General features: G+C 47.9%; 27 protein-coding genes and 1 pseudogene. 12 read left to right on the top strand and 16 right to left on the bottom strand.

The genetic code is table 11. The features are described from left to right. Window positions 1–360: 360 nt before the first annotated feature. Entirely contained in the window at window positions 361–795 is a 435-nt protein-coding gene (gene uspF, locus ACLJRH_RS03535) for a universal stress protein UspF (RefSeq protein ID WP_001082296.1), read from the top strand. Window positions 796–844: 49 nt separating this feature from the next. Here the strand turns inward: uspF and ACLJRH_RS03530 are convergent, their stop codons facing one another. After that, complete coding sequence (locus ACLJRH_RS03530; RefSeq protein WP_000159240.1) at window positions 845–1,183, bottom strand: SMR family transporter; 339 nt, start codon at window positions 1,181–1,183, stop codon at window positions 845–847. Next, window positions 1,176–1,328, bottom strand: a complete 153-nt coding sequence (locus ACLJRH_RS03525; RefSeq protein WP_000089155.1) for a hypothetical protein — start codon at window positions 1,326–1,328, stop codon at window positions 1,176–1,178. Before ACLJRH_RS03525 ends, ACLJRH_RS03530 begins: the two co-directional genes overlap by 8 nt. Between ACLJRH_RS03525 and ACLJRH_RS03520 the strand changes: the two are divergent. Further along, window positions 1,284–1,433: pseudogene (locus ACLJRH_RS03520) on the top strand (tyrosine-type recombinase/integrase); the annotation flags it as partial. The gene ACLJRH_RS03525 and the pseudogene ACLJRH_RS03520 sit on opposite strands and share 45 nt — an antisense overlap. 105 nt (window positions 1,434–1,538) lie before the next feature. Next, on the top strand, window positions 1,539–2,474 hold the full coding sequence (gene ttcA, locus ACLJRH_RS03515) for a tRNA 2-thiocytidine(32) synthetase TtcA (RefSeq protein ID WP_001156208.1): 936 nt from the start codon (window positions 1,539–1,541) through the stop codon (window positions 2,472–2,474). Between the two features lie 43 nt (window positions 2,475–2,517). Here the strand turns inward: ttcA and dbpA are convergent, their stop codons facing one another. From dbpA to smrA, 4 genes are all read right to left on the bottom strand, one after another. Next, the gene (gene dbpA / locus ACLJRH_RS03510) at window positions 2,518–3,891 is read right to left on the bottom strand and encodes an ATP-dependent RNA helicase DbpA (protein ID WP_000123693.1); all 1,374 of its coding nucleotides are present in this window, start codon (window positions 3,889–3,891) and stop codon (window positions 2,518–2,520) included. A 486-nt stretch (window positions 3,892–4,377) separates the two neighbouring features. Then, window positions 4,378–5,361 (bottom strand): zinc transporter ZntB, encoded by a 984-nt coding sequence (gene zntB / locus ACLJRH_RS03505; protein ID WP_000387370.1) that lies wholly within the window; start codon window positions 5,359–5,361, stop codon window positions 4,378–4,380. Between the two features lie 145 nt (window positions 5,362–5,506). Then, on the bottom strand, window positions 5,507–6,661 hold the full coding sequence (locus ACLJRH_RS03500) for a methyl-accepting chemotaxis protein (RefSeq protein WP_000945613.1): 1,155 nt from the start codon (window positions 6,659–6,661) through the stop codon (window positions 5,507–5,509). A gap of 410 nt (window positions 6,662–7,071) precedes the next feature. Continuing rightward, window positions 7,072–7,635 carry a DNA endonuclease SmrA gene (gene smrA / locus ACLJRH_RS03495; protein ID WP_001046799.1) on the bottom strand — a complete coding sequence of 188 codons (564 nt, stop codon included), beginning with the start codon at window positions 7,633–7,635 and terminating at the stop codon, window positions 7,072–7,074. Window positions 7,636–7,892: 257 nt separating this feature from the next. On the opposite strand from smrA, the gene ogt reads away from it, so the two are divergent. The 3 genes from ogt (at window position 7,893) to uspE (ending at window position 10,454) form a co-directional block, all read left to right on the top strand. Further along, on the top strand, window positions 7,893–8,408 hold the full coding sequence (ogt, locus tag ACLJRH_RS03490) for a methylated-DNA--[protein]-cysteine S-methyltransferase (protein WP_000945034.1): 516 nt from the start codon (window positions 7,893–7,895) through the stop codon (window positions 8,406–8,408). Window positions 8,409–8,603: 195 nt separating this feature from the next. Further along, a complete protein-coding gene (gene fnr / locus ACLJRH_RS03485; protein WP_139767244.1) occupies window positions 8,604–9,356 on the top strand; it encodes a fumarate/nitrate reduction transcriptional regulator Fnr in 753 nt (250 codons plus the stop codon). Between the two features lie 150 nt (window positions 9,357–9,506). Next, window positions 9,507–10,454: a universal stress protein UspE gene (uspE, locus tag ACLJRH_RS03480; protein WP_001262138.1), complete on the top strand. Its 948-nt coding sequence runs from the start codon at window positions 9,507–9,509 to the stop codon at window positions 10,452–10,454. Between the two features lie 54 nt (window positions 10,455–10,508). On the opposite strand, the gene ACLJRH_RS03475 is transcribed toward uspE, so the two are convergent. Next, complete coding sequence (locus ACLJRH_RS03475) at window positions 10,509–10,763, bottom strand: DUF2534 family protein (RefSeq protein ID WP_000605645.1); 255 nt, start codon at window positions 10,761–10,763, stop codon at window positions 10,509–10,511. Between the two features lie 238 nt (window positions 10,764–11,001). Here ACLJRH_RS03475 and ACLJRH_RS03470 point away from each other — a divergent pair, with 238 nt between their 5' ends. Continuing rightward, window positions 11,002–12,033, top strand: coding sequence for a mechanosensitive ion channel family protein (locus ACLJRH_RS03470; protein ID WP_000493665.1), 1,032 nt, complete (start codon window positions 11,002–11,004; stop codon window positions 12,031–12,033). 81 nt (window positions 12,034–12,114) lie between these two features. On the opposite strand, the gene ACLJRH_RS03465 is transcribed toward ACLJRH_RS03470, so the two are convergent. Beyond that, window positions 12,115–12,717, bottom strand: coding sequence for a helix-turn-helix domain-containing protein (locus tag ACLJRH_RS03465; protein ID WP_000163371.1), 603 nt, complete (start codon window positions 12,715–12,717; stop codon window positions 12,115–12,117). A 43-nt stretch (window positions 12,718–12,760) separates the two neighbouring features. On the opposite strand from ACLJRH_RS03465, the gene ACLJRH_RS03460 reads away from it, so the two are divergent. Together ACLJRH_RS03460 and ACLJRH_RS03455 are read left to right on the top strand one after the other, a co-directional pair. Beyond that, a complete protein-coding gene (locus ACLJRH_RS03460; RefSeq protein WP_000097255.1) occupies window positions 12,761–13,447 on the top strand; it encodes a B3/4 domain-containing protein in 687 nt (228 codons plus the stop codon). Window positions 13,448–13,474: 27 nt separating this feature from the next. Next, a complete protein-coding gene (locus ACLJRH_RS03455) occupies window positions 13,475–13,813 on the top strand; it encodes an antibiotic biosynthesis monooxygenase family protein (RefSeq protein ID WP_000051812.1) in 339 nt (112 codons plus the stop codon). 106 nt (window positions 13,814–13,919) lie between these two features. Here the strand turns inward: ACLJRH_RS03455 and ACLJRH_RS03450 are convergent, their stop codons facing one another. From ACLJRH_RS03450 to zirU, 4 genes are all read right to left on the bottom strand, one after another. Further along, window positions 13,920–14,477: a redoxin family protein gene (locus tag ACLJRH_RS03450; RefSeq protein WP_001062620.1), complete on the bottom strand. Its 558-nt coding sequence runs from the start codon at window positions 14,475–14,477 to the stop codon at window positions 13,920–13,922. Window positions 14,478–14,572: 95 nt separating this feature from the next. Beyond that, window positions 14,573–15,397: a ZirS family two-partner secretion-like system exoprotein gene (locus tag ACLJRH_RS03445; protein ID WP_001527813.1), complete on the bottom strand. Its 825-nt coding sequence runs from the start codon at window positions 15,395–15,397 to the stop codon at window positions 14,573–14,575. A gap of 26 nt (window positions 15,398–15,423) precedes the next feature. Continuing rightward, window positions 15,424–17,406 carry a two-partner secretion translocator ZirT gene (gene zirT / locus ACLJRH_RS03440; protein WP_023137134.1) on the bottom strand — a complete coding sequence of 661 codons (1,983 nt, stop codon included), beginning with the start codon at window positions 17,404–17,406 and terminating at the stop codon, window positions 15,424–15,426. 74 nt (window positions 17,407–17,480) lie between these two features. Then, window positions 17,481–18,326, bottom strand: a complete 846-nt coding sequence (gene zirU, locus ACLJRH_RS03435) for a two-partner-like secretion system exoprotein ZirU (RefSeq protein ID WP_023137135.1) — start codon at window positions 18,324–18,326, stop codon at window positions 17,481–17,483. Between the two features lie 291 nt (window positions 18,327–18,617). Between zirU and ACLJRH_RS03430 the strand changes: the two genes are divergently transcribed. Both ACLJRH_RS03430 and ACLJRH_RS03425 read left to right on the top strand, forming a co-directional pair. Continuing rightward, complete coding sequence (locus tag ACLJRH_RS03430; RefSeq protein WP_077909923.1) at window positions 18,618–19,475, top strand: GyrI-like domain-containing protein; 858 nt, start codon at window positions 18,618–18,620, stop codon at window positions 19,473–19,475. A gap of 389 nt (window positions 19,476–19,864) precedes the next feature. Continuing rightward, window positions 19,865–20,974 (top strand): hypothetical protein, encoded by a 1,110-nt coding sequence (locus ACLJRH_RS03425; RefSeq protein ID WP_023137136.1) that lies wholly within the window; start codon window positions 19,865–19,867, stop codon window positions 20,972–20,974. Window positions 20,975–21,187: 213 nt separating this feature from the next. On the opposite strand, the gene ACLJRH_RS03420 is transcribed toward ACLJRH_RS03425, so the two are convergent. Both ACLJRH_RS03420 and ACLJRH_RS03415 read right to left on the bottom strand, forming a co-directional pair. Continuing rightward, window positions 21,188–21,424, bottom strand: coding sequence for a YgdI/YgdR family lipoprotein (locus ACLJRH_RS03420; protein ID WP_001168016.1), 237 nt, complete (start codon window positions 21,422–21,424; stop codon window positions 21,188–21,190). Between the two features lie 128 nt (window positions 21,425–21,552). Then, entirely contained in the window at window positions 21,553–22,143 is a 591-nt protein-coding gene (locus tag ACLJRH_RS03415; protein ID WP_023137137.1) for a TetR/AcrR family transcriptional regulator, read from the bottom strand. 77 nt (window positions 22,144–22,220) lie between these two features. Between ACLJRH_RS03415 and bdcA the strand changes: the two genes are divergently transcribed. Next, complete coding sequence (gene bdcA, locus ACLJRH_RS03410; RefSeq protein ID WP_000171958.1) at window positions 22,221–22,934, top strand: SDR family oxidoreductase; 714 nt, start codon at window positions 22,221–22,223, stop codon at window positions 22,932–22,934. 90 nt (window positions 22,935–23,024) lie between these two features. On the opposite strand, the gene ACLJRH_RS03405 is transcribed toward bdcA, so the two are convergent. Together ACLJRH_RS03405 and ACLJRH_RS03400 are read right to left on the bottom strand one after the other, a co-directional pair. Beyond that, window positions 23,025–23,894, bottom strand: coding sequence for an aldo/keto reductase (locus ACLJRH_RS03405; protein ID WP_023137138.1), 870 nt, complete (start codon window positions 23,892–23,894; stop codon window positions 23,025–23,027). A 275-nt stretch (window positions 23,895–24,169) separates the two neighbouring features. After that, window positions 24,170–25,075 (bottom strand): LysR family transcriptional regulator, encoded by a 906-nt coding sequence (locus ACLJRH_RS03400; protein WP_000359206.1) that lies wholly within the window; start codon window positions 25,073–25,075, stop codon window positions 24,170–24,172. Window positions 25,076–25,152 lie beyond the last annotated feature (77 nt).

Here is a 25,152-nt window from a genome sequence, read left to right as displayed (position 1 = left end):
AATAAAGGCATATAACAGGCGTAGAATATCGTAACCGAATGATATTGTATAATTTTTATTTCGTATAATACCCCCAAAAGCATTCGTATAAATTATATCTATTTCACTGCGAATTATTTCATTAATTATTGAATTAAACGGTAACATCTCTTTTTAGGTCTTTCCTGACAAGGCATAAATAACGTTTTAACGTCAACTCGCTGATTATTTACGGGGAATGCGCTTAATATTACGCCGTCCTCCCCTGTTGGTAGTCCCCGCAGAGTATCGTGGAGCAGCACCTAAAATGTGACGTATGTCATTGTACATAAAGTGCCTTTAGGGAGTAGAATTTCAGTGGATACTTAAACAGGAGGTTTTATGAACAGAACGATTCTTGTACCCATCGATATTTCAGATTCAGAATTAACTCAACGCGTGATTTCGCATGTTGAAGCTGAAGCAAAGATTGACGACGCTAAAGTGCACTTTTTGACTGTAATCCCGTCTTTGCCCTATTACGCTTCACTGGGACTGGCTTATTCAGCAGAGCTTCCCGCAATGGACGATTTGAAAGCCGAAGCCAAATCTCAACTGGAAGCGATTATCAAGAAATTCAACCTTCCTGCGGACCGCGTGCAGGCTCACGTTGCAGAAGGCTCTCCTAAAGATAAGATTCTGGAAATGGCAAAAAAATTACCGGCCGATATGGTGATTATCGCCTCGCATCGCCCGGATATTACTACCTATCTGTTGGGTTCCAACGCCGCAGCCGTTGTGCGTCATGCGGAATGCTCCGTACTGGTGGTACGCTAAATACCCGAGCCCGCATAAGAGAGTGCGGGCTCAAATCAATCATCATCGCCTAGTGACTGACACTTTTTGAAAACAGATTGATTACGATTACGCCGCAGATGATAAGCAACATGCCAATAATAGCCGGCATATCCAGTTTTTGGCCGAGAAATAACCATCCTATCAATCCAATAAGAACAATCCCTACCCCAGACCAAATAGCATAAATGATACCCGCAGGGATGGTTCGCATTGGGATGGTAAGACACCAGAACGCAATACAATATCCGATGATAGTAACGAGGCTCGGTACCAGACGCGTAAAACTATCTGATAATTTTAATGAGATCGTGGCGATAACTTCTACCACGATGGCGATAAATAGAAAGATTACAGCTTCTTTAGTCATACATCTCTTCGTTCCAATATTTTTCGGGTCGTGATGATATCTTAAGTAATACGGATGACAGAATAAAGACGCTTTTGAACCATTGCGTATCTTGCCATAAAAACGTGCTGGCATTCGTCGCCGTAATCCGTACCATACGCGACATACTTTTGCCTGCTGGCTGTTGACGGCAGGAGCGAACCCGGCATTTATCGCCAGCCAAATGGGGCATGAAACTGCACAGATGGTGTATGAAATTTACGGTATGTAGATTGATGACATGAACGACGAACAAGTAGCGATGTTGAATGTGCGGTTATCGTAGTTGCAAAGTTTGCCCCCAATTTGCCCCATTTAGTACCAGAGAACTGAAATAATGCAAGAAATTCAAAAGAATACAAAGAAAGAACAATACAACCTGAACAAGTTGCAAAAGCGCCTGCGCCGTAACGTTGGCGAAGCGATTGCCGATTTTAATATGATTGAAGAAGGCGATCGCATTATGGTTTGCCTTTCTGGCGGCAAAGATAGCTATACGATGCTGGAAATTTTACGTAATTTGCAGCAAAGCGCTCCGATCAATTTTTCACTGGTCGCCGTCAACCTCGATCAAAAGCAGCCAGGTTTTCCGGAGCATATCCTGCCAGCCTACCTTGAGCAGCTGGGCGTAGAATATAAAATCGTCGAAGAAAACACCTACGGCATTGTGAAAGAGAAGATTCCGGAAGGAAAAACCACCTGCTCGCTGTGCTCGCGTTTACGTCGGGGTATCCTGTATCGTACGGCGACTGAATTGGGCGCGACCAAAATCGCCCTGGGCCACCATCGCGACGATATTCTGCAAACCCTGTTTCTGAATATGTTCTATGGCGGAAAAATGAAAGGGATGCCGCCGAAGCTGATGAGCGATGACGGCAAACATATCGTGATCCGCCCGCTGGCTTACTGCCGCGAGAAAGATATTATCCGTTTTGCTGAGGCCAAAGCCTTCCCTATCATTCCTTGTAATCTGTGCGGTTCGCAACCCAACCTGCAACGCCAGGTGATTGCCGACATGCTACGCGACTGGGATAAGCGCTATCCTGGACGGATCGAGACGATGTTTAGCGCCATGCAGAATGTCGTGCCGTCTCACCTTTGTGACACTAACTTGTTCGATTTCAAAGGGATCACTCACGGTTCCGAGGTCGTCGACGGCGGCGATTTAGCGTTCGATCGTGAAGAGATTCCCTTGCAGCCCGCTGGCTGGCAGCCGGAAGAAGATGACACCGCCTTAGAGGCGTTGCGGCTTGATGTTATCGAAGTGAAATAATCTGCAGGCGTCTCAGCACTCCGCTGAGACGCCATGCTATCGATCATTTTAATAGCCGTACCCGGCATGACTTGCCTTTGATCTTCCCGTTTTGCAACTGCTTCCAGGCTTTTTGCGCTACTGCTTGACGTACGGCGACGTAAACGTGCATTGGATGCACGTTAATTTTGCCAATATCCGCCCCGTCTAATCCAATATCGCCGGTCAGCGCGCCCAAAATATCTCCCGGACGCATTTTCGCTTTTTTGCCGCCGTCAATGCATAGGGTAGCCATCTCTGCGGCCAGAGGGAGTAACGGCTGCCGGGCGGGCGCATTCAGCCAGTTCAGCTTAAGTTGCAGCATTTCTGAAAGAATATTCGCCCGCTGCGCCTCTTCCGGCGCGCAGAAACTGATCGCCAGGCCGCTGCTTCCCGCGCGCGCCGTACGGCCAATACGATGGACATGCACCTCCGGGTCCCAGGCCAGCTCATAGTTAACCACCAGTTCGAGCGATTTAATGTCTAACCCTCGCGCGGCAACGTCGGTGGCAACCAGAATGCGCGCGCTGCCATTTGCAAAACGCACCAACGTCTGGTCGCGGTCGCGTTGTTCCAGATCGCCGTGGAGCGCCAACGCGCTTTGTCCTACCGCATTAAGCGCATCACAAACGGCCTGACAATCTTTTTTGGTATTGCAAAACACCACGCAGGACGCTGGCTGATGCTGGCTAAGCAACGTTTGTAGCAGCGAAATTTTTTCATGCGCAGACGTTTCGAAGAACTGTTGTTCGATAGCCGGTAGCGCATCTACCGTATCGATTTCAATACGTATTGGCTGCTGCTGTACACGACCGCTAATCGCCGCAATGGCGTCAGGCCAGGTTGCTGAAAACAATAACGTCTGGCGCGTCTCAGGCGCAAAGCGGATCACCTCATCAATGGCGTCACTGAATCCCATGTCCAGCATTCGGTCTGCTTCATCCATTACCAGAATGTGCAGCGCATCCAGCGATACGGTTTCTTTTTGTAAATGATCCAGCAGGCGCCCCGGCGTCGCGACAATGATATGCGGAGCGTGCTGAAGCGAGTCGCGCTGTGCGCCAAAGGGTTGCCCGCCACACAAGGTCAGAATTTTGGTATTTGGCAGAAAACGGGCCAGGCGACGTAACTCTCCGGCAACCTGATCCGCCAGCTCCCGCGTCGGACACAGCACTAATGCCTGTGTCTGGAACAGAGTGACATCAATTCGATGCAAGAGCCCAAGACCAAACGCCGCCGTTTTGCCGCTACCGGTCCTGGCCTGCACACGCACATCATTTCCCGCCAGAATGACGGGTAATGCTGCGGCCTGAACAGGCGTCATCTCAAGATAGCCCAGCTCAGTAAGGTTATTGAGCTGGGCGGCGGGCAAAACATTCAGGGTTGAAAAAGCGGTCACAATTTACTCTCGCGGTAACGACTCATAGTCAGCAGGCGCGTATCCTCGCAGATCCGCGCGTTTGATGCGACATTTTAATCGGTTCTTCGTCCGGCGGCGGGTCGGGCATCGGCTGAGGACGGGGAAGCGGCTCAGGAATGGGAACAGGGTCAGTGGGAATCGGGTCCGACAAGGACGAGTGTAGATATAATAAGGTCAAAAGACAGCTCATATTACCCTCCAGAATGTCATTCAGACTCTTAAAGGGTAGACGCAGATATTCTACAGGCAAAAAAAAGCCGACTAATCTAAGTCGGCGTCGTACGAATCAATTGTGCTATGCAGTAATTCAAAAAAGGAAGTAAGACAATATGGAGCGCAACGCCCATCGCTTGACGTTGCATTCACCTGCGAGAGAGATATTGCCCCGAATAGGTAGATGGTTTATTGACTTCGCTCAAATTTCTCGGCGTTTTTTCATACGAAATGGTCTGAAAAGCGCTTTTGTTACAACCATTTACTGCGATGCAACCATAAAGTAACACCACCGATCAGGACAACTAACAGAATACAAAACAGAGAAAAGCCGAACCGCCATCCGCCGCCAGGAATACCGCCCAGGTTAACGCCAAATAACCCTGTTAAAAAGGTGCTGGGCAGAAAAACCATCGCCATAAGCGACATGGTATAAGTTCTGCGCGCCAGAGACTCCTGCATCACCTGGGCAATTTCATCCGCCATGATGCCAGTACGCGCGATACAAGCGTCAATTTCATCCAACCCCCTTCCCAGCCTGTCGGCGATATCCTGCATTCTGCGCCGGTGATCGTCGCTCATCCACGGCAGCCGTTCACTCGCAAGCCGGGCATAGACGTCGCGCTGCGGCGCCATATAGCGACGCATAACAATTAGCTGTTTACGTAGCAATGCGAGGAAACCGCGCGGTGGGATTTGCTGGTCGAGAAGATTATCTTCCAGATCGATAATTTTATCGTGTAGCTCTTCAATAAATTCACTGGCGTGATCGGTTAACGCATCGCACACATCCACTAACCAGCCGCCGCAATCTACGGGCCCGGTGCCCTCCTGCAAATCACTGACCACATCGTCCAGCGCCAGAACCTTTCGCTGACGGGTAGACACAATGAATCGCTCGTCCATATATAAACGCATTGCCACTAATTGATCCGGGCGCTCGTCAGTACTGCCATTAATACAGCGCAGCGTAATGAGCGTCCCTTCCCCCAAACGACTTACGCGCGGGCGCGAGCTTTCACCAGCCAGCGCATCACGCACGTTATTGGGGAGTAAAGGCGTTGAAGCCAACCAGCGGGCGCTGTCCGGGTGGGTATAATTAAGATGTAGCCAACAGGGATGCTGACTATCGATCACATCATTATCTTCGAGCGGTTTTACTCCACCACGACCATCCAGTAGCCATGCGAAAACGGCATCCGGCACGTTCACATCCGATCCCTTAATGGCTTCCACAGAGCCTCCACGTTACAACTCTCATGCCGTTAGTCTAGCTTTCGGGAAAGGTTAAGCAATCTCTCATTTTCTCATTGCGCAAAAAGAATGACGGGAACGTGCGGAAAAAGCGCCTTAGCAACAGGCGCTTACCAAACATGTATTATCAGGCCTGGCCGCGCCTGGTGATGGTCGAAAGAGATGATACATGAGAGCGCGTCAGCGCATGTTCACTGTAACCCGGCTGGCTTAAACGAAATTTGTCGGTTTTAGTCTGTAACTCGATCACCTGCGCCTTTAAAACATCCGAAGAAGCAGATAGCGCTTCAACCATTAAGACATTGCTATGGGTTGCGCTTTCCAGATCGCTCAACGCCAGGGTTATCTGGTTAATGCCCTTTTCCTGCTCCCGCGTGGTGGTGGAAATTTCATTCATCAGCACGTTTAATTGCCCGGAGCCGCCAACAATCTCCTGCATATTTTTTTCAGCCTCCTGCACTATGGCGGCCCCCTGCCGCACATTGTCATGCGTAACGTCGATCAGCGCCTTGATGCTTTTTGCCGCCTCGGCGCTACGATGCGCCAGATTACGCACTTCCCCGGCCACCACGGAGAAACCTTTTCCATGATCGCCCGCCCGCGCAGCCTCTACCGCCGCGTTAAGCGCCAGAATATTAGTCTGGAATGCGATACCGTCAATCAATGAAATAATCTCCGTCATCTGCGAGGCACAGTCGGTAATAGAACGCATATTTTCTGTAACCCGCCCCATTAATTCACCGCCTTTACGGGCGCATTGGGTTGCACAATCCGCCTGTATGCTCGCCATTCGGGTATTATCCGCATTGTTTTTGGTACTCGCCGCCATTTCATCCATACTGGCGGCAGTTTGAATTAACGAGGCCGACTGCTGTTCCGTCTTTACGGATAGCGACATACTGCGCGCCGCCAGTTGTTCGGAAAGGGTCATTGCCGTTTGCGAAGAGGATCTGATTTCACGTACCAGCGCGGAAATATTCTCCGACAGGCTATTAATCCCGGGGATGAGTCGTCCGGCGCAATTATTGCCAAATTCGGAGATATGAATAGACAAGTTTCCTGCTGCGACCTCTTCAATACTTTTCTTCACGGTATTAATCGGCACTACCAGATAGCAGGTCATATACCACCAAAGCAGTAATGCCGAGATCAGATAAATGATATTACACGTAATTAAAATAGGGAGATCGTGCAGAAAAGCTATTTGTAAAGTATCCACCAAAAGAAACGTACATACCATAAATAGAATAATGCATGTCCTGACGCTGATATTTCTCAACATTTTTGACGGCCTACAACCAGGATAGGAGACAGGTTTTATTTTTATAGCATTTCAGATATCTATTGCCATTCGTTTCTTTGACATTCTCCATATTCAATACCAGACCATCGCCATTTCCCTTAGTGCAACAGATAAAATTACCTATATTCGCTATGCCAGGATATTCATCCATCCATATTGACAAGTGATGTACTTATCACCATTTTCTGCTTAATAGTTAAGTCGAAAGCCAGTATATTTTAATAGACGCTTAAATAAGCGAATGACTGTTTCTGCGTGTTATTACCGCGGACAGCGTTATCGCCCGTTCTCTTGCAGAATCCTTAGCGTTTGGATGAGGCGTTATATCAGGCATAAAATCGGGTTCGCGCGAGCTTGCGCTGGCGGTCCTGCCCGCCAGCGGCAACGATTTACCGACTACGCTTCGCATGGCGCTCCCAGTTATCCTGTTTAGCCTGCACCGTTTTACGTAACGCGACATAACATGCCCCGCCGCCGCCATGGTGCGGCAGCGCCGAACAATAAGCCTGTACATCCTCAAACTCTGTCAACCAGCGGGCCACATAGCTTCGGACGATATTGGCATGCGACTTCGCCTCTCGCCCTTTACCATGAATGATCAGGACATTACGCAACCCCTCCTTTTGCGCCTCCAGGATAAAACGAAACAGCATCTTTCGGCACGTTTCGACCGGCTGGCGTAACAAATTGAGGCTGGCCTGCTGAGGATATTTCCCACTGCGTAACTTGTCGATGACACCCTGCTGCAATCCTTCCCGACGAAACTCCAGCGGTTCATTCAGCGGCAGAATATCCAGAAAGCCCGTCGTCAGGAAATTATCAAGCTGAAGCGTGTCGATACGCTGGGGCGTTTTAAGATTACGCGTTGGCTGCCAGTGTACATCAGTATGGCGTTTCAGCGGCTGGACATCCTCCATGGCGTCAAGAAACAGCGCTTTATCGTCAAGGTTCATGGTTCATCCTCCAGCGTTTTTGCGACTGCCGTTATCATAACCGTGCCCTGTTATACCGACAACGGTTTACAGTTATTTCCAATAACAGCGACAATGTCAGGCAATTAACCGCCTCGCCCGGCTCCCTTTTTCTCCGCCAACGATATTACTGTCGCTAAATGTGTTATCCCTGACTATCTTTTAAGGAGTATGGTTGCGGGTATTCCTGGCATGATATCTTGTCTCTTACGTTAGATTAAGACGATGTGAGAGAACGGATGCTGAGATTACTTGAAGAGAAGATAGCCACGCCATTAGGACCGTTATGGGTGGTTTGCGATGAGCAGTTTCGACTGCGGGCCATTGAGTGGGAACAGTACCGCGATCGTATGGAGCAACTGCTAAATATCCACTACCGTCACGAAGGCTATGAACGCCTTTCTGCGACTAACCCCGGTGGACTCAGCGATAAGCTTGCAGATTATTTTGCAGGCAATCTCGCCGTAATTGATACTCTGGAAACCGCAACGGGGGGCACACCTTTTCAACGGGAAGTATGGCAGGCGTTGCGCGCTATCCCCTGCGGGCAGGTGATGCACTATGGTCAACTGGCGGCGCAACTGGGACGACCGGGCGCCGCACGCGCAGTCGGTGCTGCGAATGGCGCTAACCCCATCAGTATTGTTGTTCCCTGCCATCGCGTCATCGGGCGTAACGGCACTCTGACCGGATACGCCGGTGGCGTGCAGCGAAAAGAGTGGCTATTACGCCATGAAGGCTATCTTTTATTATGAATATACAGGCAAAAAGTGCCTTATCGGTCACACTTTTATGTAAAGCAACAACAAATAAATTACGTATTTTCAAATAGATAAAAGTATTCATCAAACTTATACTTGAATTATTCCTTCTCCGGGATAGCTCAGACTTACGCGCTCACCAAAAAGATGTTAAAATTGACAAATATCAATTACGGCTTGAGCAGACCTATGATCCCGGAAAAGCGAATTATACGGCGCATTCAGTCTGGCGGTTGTGCTATCCATTGCCAGGATTGCAGTATCAGCCAGGTTTGCATCCCGTTCACACTTAACGAGCATGAGCTTGATCAGCTTGATAATATCATCGAGCGCAAAAAGCCCATTCAGAAAGGGCAAACTCTGTTTAAAGCAGGTGATGAATTGAAATCGCTCTATGCTATCCGCTCCGGAACGATTAAGAGCTACACCATTACCGAGCAAGGCGATGAGCAGATTACTGGATTCCATTTAGCAGGCGACCTGGTGGGTTTTGACGCCATTGGCAGCGGTCATCATCCGAGCTTTGCACAAGCGCTGGAAACCTCAATGGTATGTGAAATACCCTTTGAGACACTGGATGACCTGTCCGGCAAAATGCCTAACCTGCGTCAGCAAATGATGCGTCTGATGAGCGGTGAAATTAAAGGCGATCAGGATATGATCCTGTTATTGTCGAAGAAGAACGCCGAAGAACGTCTGGCTGCGTTTATTTACAACCTGTCCCGCCGCTTTGCGCAGCGTGGTTTTTCACCGCGTGAATTCCGCCTGACGATGACCCGCGGCGATATCGGCAACTATCTTGGCTTAACGGTCGAAACCATTAGCCGTCTGCTGGGGCGTTTCCAGAAAAGCGGTATGCTGGCGGTGAAAGGTAAGTATATTACTATTGAAAACAGCGATGCGCTGGCGGCCCTCGCCGGTCATACCCGCAACGTCGCTTAAACGTCAGCTAAACCATTGATGTTATCTTCTGCCATATCGTTAAATTTTTCTCATTTATTGATCTGGCAGAAGCGCTTCCTCTGTTTCATTCACCATATTTGAGTTACTCTTTAGTTACAAACTGCGATGACAGTTGTAAGGAGACCCTGTATGGCTATGTATCAAAATATGCTGGTGGTCATCGATCCCAATCAGGACGACCAACCCGCATTACGGCGAGCAGTTTATTTGCATCAACGGATTGGCGGCAAAATTAAAGCTTTCCTGCCTATTTACGATTTCTCGTATGAGATGACCACCCTGCTTTCTCCTGACGAACGCACCGCAATGCGTCAGGGCGTAATAAGTCAACGCACAGCCTGGATACGTGAGCAGGCGAAATATTATCTTGAAGCCGGTGTCCCCATTGAAATTAAAGTGGTCTGGCACAATCGTCCCTTTGAGGCCATCATCCAGGAGGTTATCGCCGGCAGTCACGATCTGGTGTTGAAAATGGCGCATCAGCACGATCGACTGGAAGCGGTCATTTTTACCCCTACCGACTGGCATTTGCTGCGTAAATGCCCAAGCCCCGTGTGGATGGTCAAAGATCAGCCGTGGCCAGAAGGCGGCAAAGCCCTGGTCGCCGTGAACCTGGCAAGCGAAGAGCCCTATCACAATGCTCTCAACGAAAAGCTGGTAAAAGAGACCTTACAATTGGCGGAGCAGGTTAATCATACCGAAGTACACCTGGTCGGCGCCTACCCCGTTACGCCAATCAATATCGCCATTGAGCTGCCGGAATTTGATCCCAGCGTGTATAACGACGCCATCAGAGGCCAGCATTTACTGGCGATGAAAGCGCTGCGCCAGAAATTCAGCATTGATGAAAAAGTTACGCATGTAGAAAAAGGCTTGCCGGAAGAAGTTATCCCGGATCTTGCCGAACATCTCCAGGCGGGGATCGTTGTGCTTGGCACCGTTGGACGTACCGGACTCTCGGCCGCGTTTCTGGGGAACACGGCCGAACAGGTCATTGACCATCTGCGCTGCGACCTGTTAGTCATTAAGCCTGATGAGTATCAAACACCGGTTGAACTGGACGACGAGGACGATTAATCCCTCTTGCGTCCTGCCGGATGGCACTGCCATCCGGCCAATACCCTATTCCTGTTACTCATCTCCGCCGAGGAAATAGATCCCCAAAGGAATCGCCAGCAGAATAGTGAACACCAGACTGTAAACGAAAATCATTGCCGACTGAATGGCATACATAGAGCTTGTCCACTCGGACAGTGGAATATGATATTGCTCAATCACACCGCCGATAGTCGCGCGCGTTACCACCGATGCCGCAACGATAAACACTGCCAGCAGGCATAACAGAAATTTTTTCCCCTTCGCCGATTTCAGCTTCATCATGATCATAGTATTGTCCTTTACAGATGGCTTTGTTACCTGATAGCAACAATACCATGACAATCACGCGATGTCTGCCCTATAAAACGTGACATTGTATTTACATAAAAAGTAAACCGCTGAGATTAAAGCTGATAGCACTATTTCTTCTTTTTACTTATCGATGATCTACGCGTTTATCCTGGGTAAAATACCTGTTAATCAGGTCATTCTGAGCTGTTATCGTAGGAAGGAGCGGAAAACAATAATGTTCACTGAATTTTTTCTCAAAAACGCATTTAATCTGGCGATACTTTTCAGTTGCGGTATGGCGTTGCTGGTCGTGAGATTTTGGCTCAGCCGTAACGTACAGTGGAAGAAAGGATTCACGTTCCATGCGGCACAGTTTTTTATTTATGCAATTATTATTGGGACCATCGGGAGCATCCTGAATAATGCTATTGAAGATTATAATTTGCGTTTTATCTCTTCCGGGGTCATTGATTTTATCTGCACCTCGCTCATTGCGCTTATTCTGACGATAAAACTTTTCCTGATTATTAACCAATTTGAAAAAGCACAGGTCAATAAAGGTAGAGATGTCACCAGTACCCGTATTCTGGCACGGGTCATAAAAATAACTATTATTGTCGCGATTGTCTTACTGTATGGAGAACATTTTGGCATGAGTCTGTCCGGTCTGCTGACCTTTGGCGGTATCGGCGGTATCGCTGTTGGTATGGCGGGCAAAGATGTCCTGAGCAATTTTTTCTCCGGTATTATGCTCTATTTCGATCGCCCCTTCAGTATCGGAGACTGGATTCGTTCTCCTGACAGAAATATCGAAGGTACGGTCGCCGAAATCGGCTGGCGAATTACGCGAATTAACACATTCGACCACCGCCCGTTGTACGTGCCTAATTCCGTCTTTTCATCCATTAGCGTTGAGAATCCGGGACGGATGACCAACCGTCGAATAAAAACGGTTATTGGGTTACGTTACGAAGATGCCGACAAAATTGGCCTCATTGTTGACGCTATCAGAAACATGTTGCAGGCGCACAGAGATATCGATCAGAAACAGACGCTGTTGGTCTATTTTAATGAATTCGCCGACTCTTCGCTGAATATTATGGTGTATTGCTTTACCAAAACAACAGTATGGCAGGAATGGCTTGCCGTACAGCAGGATGTTTACCTGAAAATTATTGCGATTGTCCAGGAAAACGGCGCTGACTTCGCCTTCCCAAGCCAGACGCTCTATATCGATGACCCGGAGGCCGCGCCTGCGACAAAATAAAAGATAGCCGGTGCCCGATAAGTGTTATCGGGCACCGAGGCTTCCCTGTCCGGATGGCGGGTTGTTAGCGCCTTACGGTGATCAACGGCTCTTTTCATTCACCGTCATGGTAAATTCAAGCACCTCATTAGTGTCGTTAACGTAGGCATGAGGCATGTCGGTTCTGGCTACAGCGGAGCAGCCCTCCCGAATAATAAAGCGTCTACCGTCGACTGTTAATGTCAGTGTTCCCTGATTAACAAACAGTAATTCACAGGTGTCTGCCGGATGCCCTGCCGATTCAAACTGTTCACCAGGATGCATTATCCATTGCCAGAGTTCCAGCATATCCGGCCCGCTGGTTCCCGCCATCAGTTTTGCGCTGCCGCCTTTCTCGCCGCGCCACAACACCGGAATAGCATCCCGGTCGATAAGATGGACCATCGGCTCGCTGGCGACGTTGACAACATCCGCCACGGACACTCCCATTGCCGCCGCGATCTTACATAACAGCGCAATGCTTGGATTGGCTTTACAGCCTTCAATTTCCACCAGCATTCCTTTACTGACGCCGGAACGCCGCGCAAGCTCATCCAGCGACATCTTTTTTTGGCTACGAAATTGTTTGATACGTTGGGAAACAGCTTCATTTATCGTGCTGACGTCAGCGCCCGCCGTGGTCGATAAGTTGACTTTTTTGGTCATTGGTCGATATCATAGAATAAAATAGTCATTACAGGATTATGCGATGTCTTCTATGTTACCGTCAATCAGCCCGGAACTGGCCCGTATCGCTCCCGGCTTTCGTGCATTAAGTATTAATGTTATTGCCGCTCCGATTCGCGATGCGCAGGTCGGAGAAATCGCGCTAAAAGAGGCCTGTCAGGCCGTAATTAACGGCCAACCGACGTGGGCACAGGCGCATATAGACGCCTGGAATGCGGTGTTTAAAGCATTCGGCGCAAAACCAAAGCGCACCCCCTGCTCGGCTGAAGCGCTACGAAAACGCGTGTTGAAGGATGGAACAATGGCGGCGCTGGATCCGGTCGTTGATCTTTATAACGCGGTGAGCCTGCGCTATGCCGTACCGGTAGGCGGCGAAAATAGCGCGGCTTATTGTGGATCGCCGCGGCTGGTTTTCGCAGACGGAAGTGAAACATTTGATACCCTGAAAGAAGGACAACCCGTCACCGAGTCGCCAGAACCGGGCGAAGTTATCTGGCGCGATGACAGAGGCGTCACCTGTCGGCGCTGGAACTGGCGTCAGGGAGTACGTACCCGACTAAGCGCTTCAGATAAAGCGATGTGGTTTATCCTTGAAAGCTTGCCGGAAATGCCGGTTGATGAATTGTACGCGGCAGGAAACATGCTGACTGACGGCCTTGAAAAAATGATGCCAGGTTTACGTTTTGAATCCACGTTGATGGGTGTCTGATTGATATTGCGTAACAGGAGAAATACCATGTCGCTGTTTCTGACAAGTTTTATTTTCGAAAAAAAAGAGTACGACGAAGAGTTTTATCAACTGGATGGCTGGATTGAGCGCTATACGCAGTCTATTGATGGCTATATTGGGATGGAAAGCTATACCGATGCCGCCAGCGGAAGAATGGTTAATAATTATTACTGGCAGACCCGCGAATCAATGGAGCTATTGATAAATAATTTACAGCACCAGCAGGCCAAATCACAAAGTCATAAGTGGCTTTCCGGTTACCAGACGATTATTGCAGAAATTCAGGGGTGCCATAACGTTAACCTGCCCCATCCGCTGGCATCATTTTCAGTTCCTTATGCGTGATGCAATAGTATATGTGTTAAATGTGGGGGCACTACAGGAGGATGTCTGCGCCCCTGCATTGCCGGTTATTCGGTTCTCTGTGCAGGGACGGTGCTGATATAAGTGATTAGTAAACAGGAAGATGAGTGATATCTCGTGGTACAATAACACGCGTAACCACATTGTTTTCATCGCACTCTATCAACGCTCTGGCAAAAATACTGAGCTCATTAATTTTCAGCCCGGAATTATCCAAAAACTGGCGGCAAGCGTAGTCAGAAACAAAGGTTATGCCGGGATGAATATCATGTTCCCGAATAAAACGGGCCTGAGCAAATGGCGTATCCATACTCAGCACATATACCGCCCGGTTTGAGTGGCTACCCGCTGATTTAAGGCGGTCACTATAGTCTTTTACCTGCCATTCACAAACCGGCGTATCCAGTGACGGGACGACAATAATCCGCTTTTTTATCCCCGGGATACAGTAACCCGGTAATAAATTATGGCTCACCAGCCCCTTTGTGCAGGGTAATGGTTTGCCTTCAGCCAGTATACCGGGTTTGAGGGTCAGCTGCGTTTTGCCAAAGGTGACAGCGTGTTCCTGACCCAATGAGATATAATCTTGTGTTGTTGCTGGTGTCATAAAAAGTTCTCCTTTTAACGTTTGTATTATTTTAGCCATAATAATTATTTAGCAATCTACTAAAGAACCAAGTCAACATCCATAATAAGAGCAGTGAAATAAAAGCCAACCCATTATTCATTGCTGTTTTTACTCTACTTTTTTATTGTCCCGGAGATAGTAAATTTATCTTTAATCAATTCCCCAAAATATTTATATGTCAATTTCAACTCTCCATTTGAACCTCCATTATAAGTTACCGTCTGCAGATACTCTCCGGGATTACCCCCGGCTTTGATATCGCATCGACTATTCCAACTTCCTGTTGAAAAATGCCCACACTGGAGATTGAGATTAGATATGGGGTTATTATTTATATCTTTAACAATAATTTTCACAACAGCACTCTCTCCTGGCATCAGTAAAGATTTATCTGCACTAATGACAGATAAATCTTTACTCAATTTAACTATACGTTTTGTTTCAATAGAATGGAGTTCAGAAACCATCGGCACAGGCGTATATCCTGGTGCTGAGACCATATCTGTTTCGTTATAATGCTCAATTCTTATCTTCGAACCTACATTATCCTCGCTGATAACAATTTCATATTTACACGGCTTTTCACGTAGAAGCTCATGCTGTGAGTCATCTTTCTCAACGCGATAATATGTACATACTGTGGTAGCCGTTTCATTAGCTTGATATTTTTCAGAATCAAGATCACTGACTCTCCCAACCATTCTTGCTTTTAAAAGCATGCCTGGTATAGGTATATATGATTCAAAATATCCATAATACCCATTCAATTCCAACCCATAATCACTCAACGGCGAACTAGGCCTGTGCCCAACGCTCGGCGCCGTAGGAGGAGAAAACATCCCGACGGTTGCCGCGGACGTTGTCGACGAATCCGCCAAGACGCTTATCGGCGCAGCCGCCAGAAGCAGGCTATAGATAATAAGATTATGTTTCGACATACGCACTGTTGATCCTTTTTAAAACATTAATTCGCATCAGATGCTGCGGTAGAACTCTTGGCATTTTCCTTATCAGAAATAATTCTGACCCGGATATATTTATTCTGAAGCGATTCCCCATTAAGACTATAAGGAAGAAGCCAGGTGGCTTTTGTCGCCCCCGGTACGGATTGCCAGGATTTCATTTCATCCGAGATTTCCCACTGATAATTAAACGCATCAGTACAGTCCGTGTTATTTACACAAAGCGTTCTGGCTCGCATTTCTGTTCCGACGACTGGCGCAGTAACGCTTCCGTTGGCTTCTTCAGTACCCGGCGTAAAAAGCACCTCCACAGAAGTGACCTTCTGCGCAATACTGTCTGACTGCGCTTGTAGTAGTACGGTACCCTTCACCGGATGTTTATCGTCTGGTCCGCTTGCTTCAATATGTAATTTGAGCGAGCGGGCATCATCGCCGATATGGGTCACCAGAACCCGTTCAACCCAATGGCCGTCACGCTCTGTACCACCGAGCGCTTTAAATGCCAGACCCGGCATATCTGATTGATACTTAATATTACGTGGTTTGAGCGATGCCCACTCCTCTTCAGAACGCTCGCGCACGTAGTGCCACTCAATAACCTTCCCCTCTTCTCCGGCAGGAAGCGGCGTACTGATAACAAAGTTGCCGTCCTCAACCTGAACATCGTCATTGATAACATTTATCCAGGAACGGAAACTGGTCTCATCCTGTGTCACCCTTACCGGGATACGCTCGGAGGTCACGCGAGTACCCCGGCTGTCAGTCACCGTTAAATAAAGGCTATACTCCTGACCGTCGGTCGCCGTCAGCGGAAGTTGTGGAAGGATAAGGCCGCTGCCCAGACTCCCCTGAAGCTGGAGTCCGGCGAGAAGCTCCGCATCACCCGACCACTCAACTTTCTCAATCGGGTAACGGCTATCTACCGTCGCCATTAATGTCACCAGCGTCCCGGACAGGCCTGACACCGGCATTGCCGTAATGCGGATTTTACTGGCCTGCTCCCGATACGCCATGACGATATCGTAATTACGATCGACAAAGGCACGCCGATTAGTCGTATTTGACGGCGCCCCAACGTTGCGGTAATCAAGCTGTTCATGTAACGGCGTACCGAAGGAATAGTTGACTCTCAGACCGCCCTCTGCCTGCGAGCCGCCGTTACCGGCGTCCCGATATCCTGCTCTGACCTCAAGCAAGGGGACAGGATTCCAGACCAGAGCCGCACCTGCGGCGCGGGGATTCCGGCTTAATGTACCGTTACCCAATAGATCAACTTTATCCCCGTAATACTGTTCATATGTCAGCTCGCCACTGAACCAGGGAAAATCGGGAAGCGTGCCTTTTGTTCGCAGATCAAAGCCATATGCCGGACGCTCATCATGTAATTCATGAACTGCTGACGTTTTCCAGCCGGTGAGAGGGAAATAATAGTTGCCGGAAAAGGCCAGACTGTCTTTATAGACTTCCCCGCCAATGCCGCCACGTAAGTGGGAATAACGGATGTCGGCATCCAGAAACGTATTGACGCCGAGCAGCCATCCATTGACCTCCTGGCGATAACCCACACCAACGTTAGCATAGATGCGGCCATCGAAACTGCTGCTGTCGTGGTCGCGAAAGCCAAGCTGGCCAAAGAGTAAAGACGATGTCGTTTCCTGGACGGGAATAAACATATCGAACTCTGATGAACGATATTTCGCGCCGTCTTCAAGATTGACGCCACCACGGAAAATAATCTCCGGAAAAGCGCTCTTCATCCCCTCGTTCACCAAATGATTAGCGGCTTGCCCTGGTAATGCCTTTATTTTTCCTTTGGCATAATCCTCCAGCGTCCCCTCCTGCAGATGCGGAGAAATAGACGATGCCGTCCCCGCAATCCACGACTGAATTTCATTATCGCTATCAGCAATGACCGGGAGTGGAATCTGACTGGTAACAATGGCCCAGGTTATATATTTAGTAATGGGTTTTTTAGAAAAAACCACTTTATTGTCTCCTGCTATATCCCCCTGCCTGGCAGAGGGAGTATTTAAATAAGAGGTTTATTTAGCGATAACCATCAGCGACGGATAGCGCGTTTATTCTCCGGCGTGGCTTTCGTCGTTTTAGGCGTAACGTGGACACGGAACAGTTTATTCTGCTCAGTTCCCTTAATAATATATTTATGCTTTTCAGCGTTGGTATTATTCAGATCGGTGAACTTATTTGGTGTCCCGGCATCCGCCATCTGCCAGGTAAAGTTATAATTACTGACCTCACACTCAGCCGCCGCTGTGGCGGCACATTCCAGTACCGCTTCAAGGGTGCCGCCCACCACTGGAGTGTTGGCGTCATTGGTACCGTTGAGTTCATCAGTCGGTTTACCACTTTCATTCACCACATTGATAGTGACAGAACGTAGCTTATTAGAAATCGTACCGTCTGCGGCGGAGTCGCCGCCCACGCCAGAAGATGAAGAAGTTAATAAGACAGTGGCAGGCAAGAATGCACTATCCGGCGTCCCCGTTGCCGTCTTAATCCGGTAAACGATTTTAATTTTTTTACCGCCTGCATCAGCAGGAATGGTAAAAGCCGTCCCGGTTGCCGCCGGGGTTCCAGAAGGATCGGCAGCCTCATTATCCACCAGGTACCATTTAATATCGTCGGCATTATTCATTTTATCCAGCGATAAGAGATCCCCATCCTCATCCCTAATAAAAACATCCGCTATCTGGAGGGTTGAACCGGTCGTCAATTCCCCAGACACTTCTATCTTTTTTGCATTAGTAGTTGCCACAGGACGGTGACCAACAGAAGCAGGTGTAGCAGAAGAAGCCATATCATTGGCTCTGGTATTCGCCACCGCCTCTACTGAGACCACGGATGCACAAATCGCTAACGCTAATAAAGATTTTTTGAAGTACAAAACAATTCCCTTTTATTAAATCATTAGAAATAATTACGAGATTTATAATCTCACGAGCTAAAAATTCAGGGTTATTCAATCATTTTAACCCCCTGTGAAATTATGCCCTTCGCCATGCTAATTACTTAGCTTTACTGGCAAAAACCGATCTCCAAGTGTAAAGTTTATTCAAAAACGTCAAGCAATTTAAATATTTCTTGTTTTGCCAGAAAAGCTAACAACCCCACTAGTTTAATAACACAGTATGTCAAATACCTTAAATGTTTATATTTTCGGCTTCAATAAAGAGGAATGATGATGAAAAAAGCCATAATAATCTCAGTATTAGAGCAAATAGAAAAAAATATTGAAGAGAGGATTGATATTGAAAAGCTGGTTGTTATAACAGGTTATTCGCGAAGGAGTTTGCAGGATTTTTTTAAAGAAAAGTGTGGAGTCTCTATCGGAAAATATATCAGACAACGCAAGTTGAGCAGAAGCGCCACTCTGCTAAAGCTAACCTCTCAGTCGGTCACAGATATCGCGTTCAGAATGGGGTTTGATTCAGTGCAGTCCTATAGTCGAGAGTTCAAAAAGACATTTGGTGTCAATCCCAATAACTATCGCAAGGCTGATTTCTGGGATCTCAGAAACCTACGGCCTCCCTACTGGCTTGACTGTGATGAGCATTATCAGTTCGAAATTTGTCAGCTTACGTCAAAAGAAATTTTCGGATTTCAAACATCTCATCAGATCGCAACAAATGACCTTCCTAAAAAAGCGTCGCCTATAAAATGGAAAATCATTCATGAGACGCTCAGAACGTGGGGCGAAAATGTGTATTGTCTCTCGTCTTTTAAGCCGGATAATACCAATGACCAGGTCATCGCCGTAAGCAGTTTTTTTGGTATGGAACATAATTCCGTCGATGGAGGCAAAATACCCATGTCGAGGGTAATAAAATGTGGTAAATATGCAAAATTCCATTTCGTTGGTCATAAGGAAAAATATCAACAATTTTCCAATACAATATATATGTGTATATTGCCAAAACTGAATCTTATCAGGAGAGAAGGAGAAGATATTGAATACTTCCATTTGGCATCCGTCCAAAAGCAACAGAATAATGAATCCATTGTCGATCTTTATTATTATATCCCTGTACTGTAATGACTTCGTACCATCCACGTATTTCATCTGAAAAGCCTTCTCTTTTCAGAGCGGTAATAAAACTCTCAGTATTGATTCTGATAAAATAAGTGACTATTAAATAAGTTAACATTTTGAAAGGATTGAGAAAATAACTTGTTGTCACGCAACACCGGAGCCAGGTTTCTGACAGTACTGTACGGTGTAGTGATCAGGTAATATTGGCTACAGTTTACGGTAAAAGCAAAGTCCATACTTTAACTATTAATGGGAGTATGCTGGCCGGGCGGCCTGCGGGGCCTTCATACTCCCACATCTATAATGTTGGTATGATTACATTCTCTCTATACTTTCCTGTGCTAACCTTTTATCTCGTTGAGATAACGTTTAATTAAAATGTTCTCTTTTTGATGTACATTATAAGAGGAGACATTATTCATATTTTCGAAATCAGGGCAGACGATATGTATACAACCATCAGAAACTCAGCGCTAGCAATGGTAGCTTGTTTTTCGTATATCGCACATGCCAGTACCCACCCTCCTCTTATTATCACCAGGGGAGCCGGAGGAGACGCCTCCGGAGCCACAGTCATTCATGATAATTGGCGGCATGGCACTCCTGACCTGGTCAATCTTACCGATATCTCCATAGATAAAATCAGACCAGAAAAATACAGTTGCGTACTGATTATTGGGCAAGGAGCTATAAAAGAAATGCTTCTTGCGAACAATGCCTCAGCAATACTTTCCGGAAAAACTGTTGGTCTGTATACTCATCTGATCGATCAGAACACGCTCAGATTACTTCGGCAATTGCAGAACAAAGTGAGATTCAATCTCTTTTTTACCCGTTCACAGATAACTCTACTAAAACTAAGGAACATTTCAGAATATAATTTTTTGAGTTCTAAAATAAATAATGTCTGGGGACAAGACTCACTAGCAATTGAAACGGTGGCACCTGACAGGGGTAATATACCGGAAAAAGCCCTTCCCCTCAAAACAACAGATTATGTGATCTGGCTGGGTGGAAACTATACTACCTCCTTTGGTACGCAGCGTATCTTCACAAACGATCAGATTGTTGTAGCTCTGAAACCACTACATAATGTTATTTCATCAAACGCATCGATTGCTATTATGCTTTCACCACGTTTTTTTGATAATAGCATGAGTAAAGAAGCAAAAGTTAAACGACTGAAGGCAGTGCTTAACACCTTTTCGCGAAACAGGGTCACATTTTATATGAGTAAGGAGATGCTTGCTAATCTGAAAGAATTTGATTTGCCTGTTCAACTATCCCCTTCTTACGCGGAGCTGATGCGAATGCCCTGGGCCAGCGCTACCCAGCATTTTGCTTCTGTGGATCAATATAACCTGTTTGCTGATCTCATACCTAAAGTCACGCCGTTTCTTCTTGAACCGAATGATGCCGATCAAGCTCTCTATGCGACGGATTATCTTAATACCCGGCGTGTAAGTCTGACCCAAAATATTCTTAACCATGGTTGTGACTAAATAAAACGCGCAGAATCCGGGATAGTTAGCAATCCAAAACAGACCGTTAGCCATGAGTACTGTTTACCTTCAATATACAGGGAACAACCAAATAACTGACGACACAAATCAAGCTGAGACCCGGAATTCGGCTATACAGGCACTCTATTCAATTCAGGCCCAGAAACTGTCCGGTACCCATACAGGACACGGCCTCCCAACTGCTTTAGCGCATTACCAGTCCAGTTTCGATGCGCCTTCTGTCGTCTGCACTATTTCACTGGTTTTAATGACGCGATGATAACCATAAGCATCAGCGTATTTCGTCATTCCGGTTGCGGTGTCAACCTCCGGCTTACCCTGCGTTTCAATAATCTCTCCCGTCCGGGTCGTCATGGTATAGGTCGTTGTACATCCGGCTAGCATCAACACTGATAAGCTAAGTACCGTAATAAGACTACATTTTTGTATTTCTTGTTTCCCTGACACCTCTATTTTTGATGTACTTTACCGAATACCGCAACAGCAAGATGGATGATTAGGGCTATTGCTCCATGTTTGCCCATATCTGATTGACTCAGGTTTTTTGATGCGCTGCGTTAATCCGGCAGTAATCGCTCCAGCACATCTCCAGCCAGAAGTACGCTCTCCTGAAGACGCTCCAGGCTATACCCCGCTCGCGCCTTGGCGGAAAGTCCCGCCATTAACGTCCCCATAAAGTCCGTCGTCCGGTCAGCCTCTTGCGGATACCGCATGGCGACATAAGTGCGAATCAGGTTTTCAGCAGCGATGTAAAACTCGCAGGCGGCCTCTCGTGCCGGTTTATCGTTACAATGAGCGCCCTCCAGAACCAGACATCCGGTGGCATCAGGATCGGCAACGTAACGTCTTGCCGCTTCCATCAGCACATCGATAAGACACTTCGCGGTCGGGCGATCGTGACGCAGAAGCACCCCGAGCGGAATCGCGTCGGTCATCCTGTAACGCTTTAATACGCGAGTATACAGCCCCAGCTTGCTGCCAAACGCCGCATAGAAACTGGGAGGATTGATCCCGAACGCTTTTGTCAGATCCGCTACGCTCACCGCGTCGTAGCCGCGCGAATGAAATAAGTGTTGAGCGGTTTCAATGGCTTGCTCCGGATCGAACTGGCGAGGGCGACCCGGCGTTCGGCTATGTTTTGTAGTCATTACTACATAACTCCTTGACGGCATGATTTCATTACGCATATTATAGTGGTTACTACAATATCATAAAGGACATCCTGATGACGCTATTTCGCAACAAATCTGTACTGGTTTTAGGGGGAAGTCGTGGTATCGGCGCGGCTATTGTACGACGCTTTAGCGCTGACGGCGCATCGGTCGTTTTCAGCTACGCCGGATCGCGTGAAGCCGCCGAAAAACTGGCAGCAGAAACCGGTAGCACCGCCATCCAGACGGATAGCGCCGATCGTGATGCCATCATCAGCCTCGTGCGTGAGTACGGACCGCTGGATATTCTGGTCGTCAATGCGGGCGTGGCTCTCTTCGGCGATGCGCTGGAACAAGATAGCGATGCGATAGATCGTTTGTTCCGCATTAATATCCATGCGCCTTACCATGCGTCAGTCGAAGCAGCCCGCAACATGCCGGAAGGTGGACGCATTATTATTATCGGTTCCGTGAATGGCGATCGGATGCCCGTACCGGGAATGGCCGCGTACGCCGCCAGTAAATCAGCCCTGCAAGGGCTGGCGCGCGGCCTGGCCCGTGATTTTGGCCCCCGCGGGATTACGATAAATGTGGTGCAGCCAGGCCCCATTGATACCGACATCAATCCGGAAGATGGCCCCATGAAAGAGCTGATGCACAGTTTCATGGCGATCAAACGACACGGAAGACCTGAAGAAGTGGCTGGAATGGTGGCATGGCTTGCCGGCCCGGAAGCCTCTTTCGTCACCGGCGCGATGCACACCATCGATGGTGCCTTCGGCGCCTGACGGCCAGGCGAATATCATACGGTTGCCGTCTACGCTCCGGCAACCGTGTTAGAAGCTGTTCATGCGAGAAAACATCCGCAAGCGCCGCGATCAATCGTGGATTTTAACGCCAAGACAACCGCGAACAAATTCGGGATTAAAATGCTTCACCGCTTCGCCAACATAGCCTAAATCAAGTGTGTTGATTTGAGCCATTTCGTTATCCGTTAGTGAGAAATCCCAGATGGCAAAGTTCTCTTCAATACGTTCCTGTCGAGTGGATTTAGGAATAACCGTGACACCACGCTGCACGTTCCAACGCAGGACAACCTGAGCGATGGTTTTTTGATGGGCATCGGCAATCCTTTGAAGCATTTCATTTTCATACGGTTTATGTCTTCCGCCGCCTAACGGCGCCCACGCTTCAGGCTGAACGTTATAATGCTTCATGGTTTCCAGCGCGGCGGGTTGTGCAAAGTATGGATGCAATTCGACCTGGTTTACCATTGGCGTAATTCTGACGGTTTCACAGAAGTTGGCTAATACATGCGCATAGAAGTTGGATACGCCAATGGCTTTTAGTTTACCGGCTTCATAAGCGTCTTCCAGCGCGCGCCACGCACTAAAATAATCGCCCATGGCCTGATGCAATAAATACAGATCAAAATAATCTAACCCGGATTTTTTCAGCGACGCGTCAATACCTGCTTTGGCCAGATCGTAGTTAGCCATATCTTGCACCCACAGTTTAGAAGTAATAAATAACTCCTCACGGGTACACAGACCTGTCGCGATGGCTTCACGAACAGCGTCACCAACGGCATCTTCATTGCCGTATACCGCAGCGGTATCGATAAGACGATAACCGCTGCGAATAGCGCTTAACACTGACTGCTGGCATTCTTCTTTGTCGGTTACCTTAAAAACGCCAAAACCCACCATAGGCATTTTAAGGTTGTTACTTAATATTGAATATTCCACGCTAAAGCACCCTTTCGTTGTAAAGACGCCATGATAAGAGCAAAAGACAGGTACAATGAGTATTGTTAAATCCGATTATTTTTATACAAAAAGTTCATTAATAACAGTTGTACAGATTTTTTATTGCATCCAAACGTTCAGTGCTTGCTATATCCTCGCCGTGTAGCACCTGTTTGATAATGCCTTTTACTTATGCGTCAAAACCAGTACCGTCATTTTGACCGTCTGTGAAAAAGTTTTCTAAACAGGCAATGCGATATCCGGAATAATATTTTTTAGCGAAGAGACTCCGGCTGGCTCAGCGCCGTTTTGCACCAGTCATAAAAAGCGCGTACCGTAGGCGGCAGAAACCTGTTTTGCGGATAGACCAGCGCAAGCGGCAAATCATAAGAATGGTTGTCCATGCAGGTCACCAGCGCCCCGCTGTGCAGATACGGCGCAACCAGATAGCTGGCGACGCGAATTAACCCCAGCCCCTGTATTCCGGCCTGAATATAAGCGTCCGTATCATCGACAACCAGCGTCTCCTGCACCCGCATCGCGTAATCCTTCCCCTCACGCGTAAAAAACCAGTCGGTGGTACGCCCAGTGCGGTGGTTCAGGTAGCCGACCGCATGGTGTTTTTGCAGATCATCTAAATTTTCAGGGCTACCGTAACGCTCAATGTAAGTGGGCGATGCTGCTATCACCCAGTTAAAGCTGGCAAGTGGACGGGCAACCAGCGTGGTGGAATCATCGATCCTGCCGGCCCGAATCACGCAGTCATACCCTTGCAGGATAATATCCTCCACGCTATCGCTGGAACAAAGTATCAGCTCCAGCTCCGGATACTGGCGCAAAAAGGCCGGGAGCGTGGGAATAATGCAATGCCGGGCGAGAGATTGCGGCATCCCTACTTTAAAACGCCCTTTGGGTTGTGCCGCCCGGCCGGGAAATGACGACTCCATGGCCGCGATATCTGCCAGTACTCTTTTGCACTCTTCGTAGTAACGCCGCCCCTCTGCGGTCACGCTAAGTTTGCGGGTTGTACGTTGCAAAAGCTGAATCTTAAGCCAGGATTCCAGTTCTTTAACCACCCGCGATACCGTTGAGCGCGGCACGCCCAGCACTTCGGCGGCTCTGATAAAACTATGGGTATCCACTACGCAAACATAGACCTGCATCGCTTCCAGCTTGTCCATTTTCCCCCCGCCAATTATCCCATTTATCAGAACAGTCTAACCCGTCTTCGGCGTCTTATCGAACGCAGAACCCTGAC

This window comes from Salmonella sp. SAL04162 (assembly GCF_046551535.1).
Taxonomy (GTDB): Bacteria; Pseudomonadota; Gammaproteobacteria; order Enterobacterales; family Enterobacteriaceae; genus Salmonella; species Salmonella enterica.
The sequence above is the reverse complement of the archived record's forward strand: the minus strand, read 5'-3'. Positions and strand labels throughout refer to the sequence as shown.